Source organism: Psychrilyobacter sp., assembly GCF_049671765.1.
GTDB lineage: Bacteria > Fusobacteriota > Fusobacteriia > Fusobacteriales > Fusobacteriaceae > Psychrilyobacter.
Map to the genome: position 1 here is coordinate 1 of NZ_JBATVM010000185.1, position 2,317 is coordinate 2,317.

3 protein-coding genes are annotated in these 2,317 nt (G+C 27.8%); all 3 read right to left on the minus strand.

Features of this window, described 5'->3' with window-relative positions; genetic code table 11:
- Nucleotides 1–489: lytic transglycosylase domain-containing protein (locus tag WBG30_RS09225; RefSeq protein WP_424504363.1), on the minus strand; the 489-nt coding region annotated here is incomplete at its 3' end.
- A 1-nt stretch (nt 490) separates the two neighbouring features.
- The gene (locus tag WBG30_RS09230; RefSeq protein WP_424504364.1) at nt 491–949 is read right to left on the minus strand and encodes a tRNA (cytidine(34)-2'-O)-methyltransferase; all 459 of its coding nucleotides are present in this window, start codon (nt 947–949) and stop codon (nt 491–493) included.
- Nucleotides 950–953: 4 nt separating this feature from the next.
- On the minus strand, nt 954–2,180 hold the full coding sequence (locus tag WBG30_RS09235) for a sensor histidine kinase (RefSeq protein WP_424504365.1): 1,227 nt from the start codon (nt 2,178–2,180) through the stop codon (nt 954–956).
- Nucleotides 2,181–2,317 lie beyond the last annotated feature (137 nt).

Consider the following 2,317-nt stretch of genomic DNA (forward strand, 5'->3'; position numbering starts at 1 on the left):
AAAAAGTAACCTTGCTCTATAAAAAAAATTCGATATTTTATATTTAATAAGGTAGTTTTTTGTTTCTTTGAATGTCTTCCAAGACCCATCTTTTAATCTAGAAGGACCTGCGTTATAAGCTACTAAAACTTTTTCAATATCACCGTCATACCTATTCATAAGGTAATGAAGGTAAAGGGTACCAATTTTAATGTTATACACAGGATCTAATAACATTTTTTCAGAATAAGGAAGATCATGAGATTTGGCCATCCATTCTCCAGTGGGAGGCATGATTTGCATAAGACCAACAGCTCCCTTATGGGAAACTACACCTTCTCTGAAGTCACTCTCAATTTTAATTATTGAATAGATGGTCTCTCTCTCTACCTTATATTTTTTAGATATTTTATTTATTTCTCCATAATAATCTAAGGGAAAAAAAGAAATCACTCCTATTATCCCTATAAATATAAGAAAAATTAATATATAGATATAGATTCGTTTCATATTATTCTCCGAAGTTAAAATCAGTCTGCCTTAAAGATTCGTATAGAACAATAGCTGCTGAATTTGAAAGATTTAGCGATCTTCCCATTTTAATCATGGGAATAGTAATACAAGTTTCTTTGTTTTTTTCCAAGATTTCAACTGGAACTCCTCTAGATTCAGGACCGAAGACGATAAAGTCGTTTTCTTTATATGTAACATCTGAATATCTTTGAGTAGTTTTAGTTGTAGCAAAATAAAACTTAGACTCAGGATAAGCTGCAATCAATTCATCTAAACTATCCCATTCATGTAGGTCTATATGTTTCCAGTAATCTAATCCAGCTCTTTTAACTTGTTTTTCATCCAATGAAAATCCAAGAGGCTTGATAAGGTGTAATGCGGTATTTGTAAGGACACAACTTCTACCTATATTTCCTGTGTTGTATGGTATTTCTGGTTCCATTAAAACTATATTCATAAAATTACTCCTCTTTTAATATTATTTTTGTCCATTTTGAATAATCTGATTTTATGGAAAATTTAAATCCTAATTTAGTAAAGACTTCTTTGGCTATAGTAAGTCCTAAACCCGTTCCATAAATTTTAGAGGAATAAAAAGGAATGGTAACCTCTTCTATCCTATATTTTTGTATACCAATTCCATTATCTTTTATAGTTATTTTATTTTTTTGGTTTGATGAAAGGTTGATAGTGATAAAACGTTCATTTTTATTATAATCACAATTTTCAATGGAATTTTTAAACAGGTGGTAAAAGGCTGTAACGACTTTTTCTCTGTTAAATGTAATTTCAATATCATTTTCTATAATCATATAAGTTTTGATTTTAGATTTTTTTAAATGAACGTTTAGTTTTTGAAGTACTTCCCTAATAAGATAGGAAAGGTAAAAAGTAGTTGATTTATTTTTAATATTTTCATCTTCACTGGAATATTCACCAATATCCTCACAAAGTTTGATAACTTTTTCAGATTCTTTGAGAATATAATCTAAATAAAGTTCAATTTTTTTTGGATCGTTTAGTTTCTTTTTAGCTAGGGATGCAAACCCAACAATAGATGAAATAGGAGTTCTAAGCTCATGAATGATAGAATTTGCAAATGAACCTACAGTTTTCAACCTAATATCTTCAGCTTCAAAATCTTCTAATTCTCTAGAATGCATATAGAGTGAAAAATTATATTTAAATAGCTCTAAAATATGCATTTCTTGAACATTAAGTTCATAGGATTTCTTATTTTGTCTATCTAAAACAAAACATCCATAGTATGTATTTTCATAATTTATAGGAATAATAGTAAAGCTCTTAAATCTATTCAGTAGTCCATAATTTTCATGGGAATCTAGTCTAGTTAGATTTGTTTGTATCCCGATACTTTTCAACATTTTTTCTATGGGAGTACCGTAAAAATTGATCTCCTTTTCAAGATTAGTTGAGATAAACTCCACTTCATCTTTTTTTAATTTTTTCAGATCAAAATATGAGTTAAGATGTTTTAAATTTCTGTTCCATCTGTCATATTTAAAAAAGTATCCTTCAGAATAACCTAGATTTAATTTTTCAATTAAATTTAAGAGGATAAAAAATACAACTTTTTCAGTATTTTTCTCCTTATGAATTGTTGATGCTATAGTTTCTAAAGAATTTAAATAAGAAACCATAGATGAATTTTTCAAGTTTTTAAACATAAAAATCAATCCTTTTTCTTTAATAGATTTCGATACTCTGCTGCACTTATTTTACCATTTTTAATATTGGCTATTTTAGAAAGGTTAGGCTTAGATGCTAAAATATATCCACTATTTAAGGAATTTATATGAATAAT

Coding starts and splice junctions, on each gene's coding strand:
- WBG30_RS09230 (WP_424504364.1), bottom strand. CDS start 949: ATGAATATAGTTTTAATGGAACCAGAAATACCATACAACACAGGAAAT.
- WBG30_RS09235 (WP_424504365.1), bottom strand. CDS start 2,180: ATGTTTAAAAACTTGAAAAATTCATCTATGGTTTCTTATTTAAATTCT.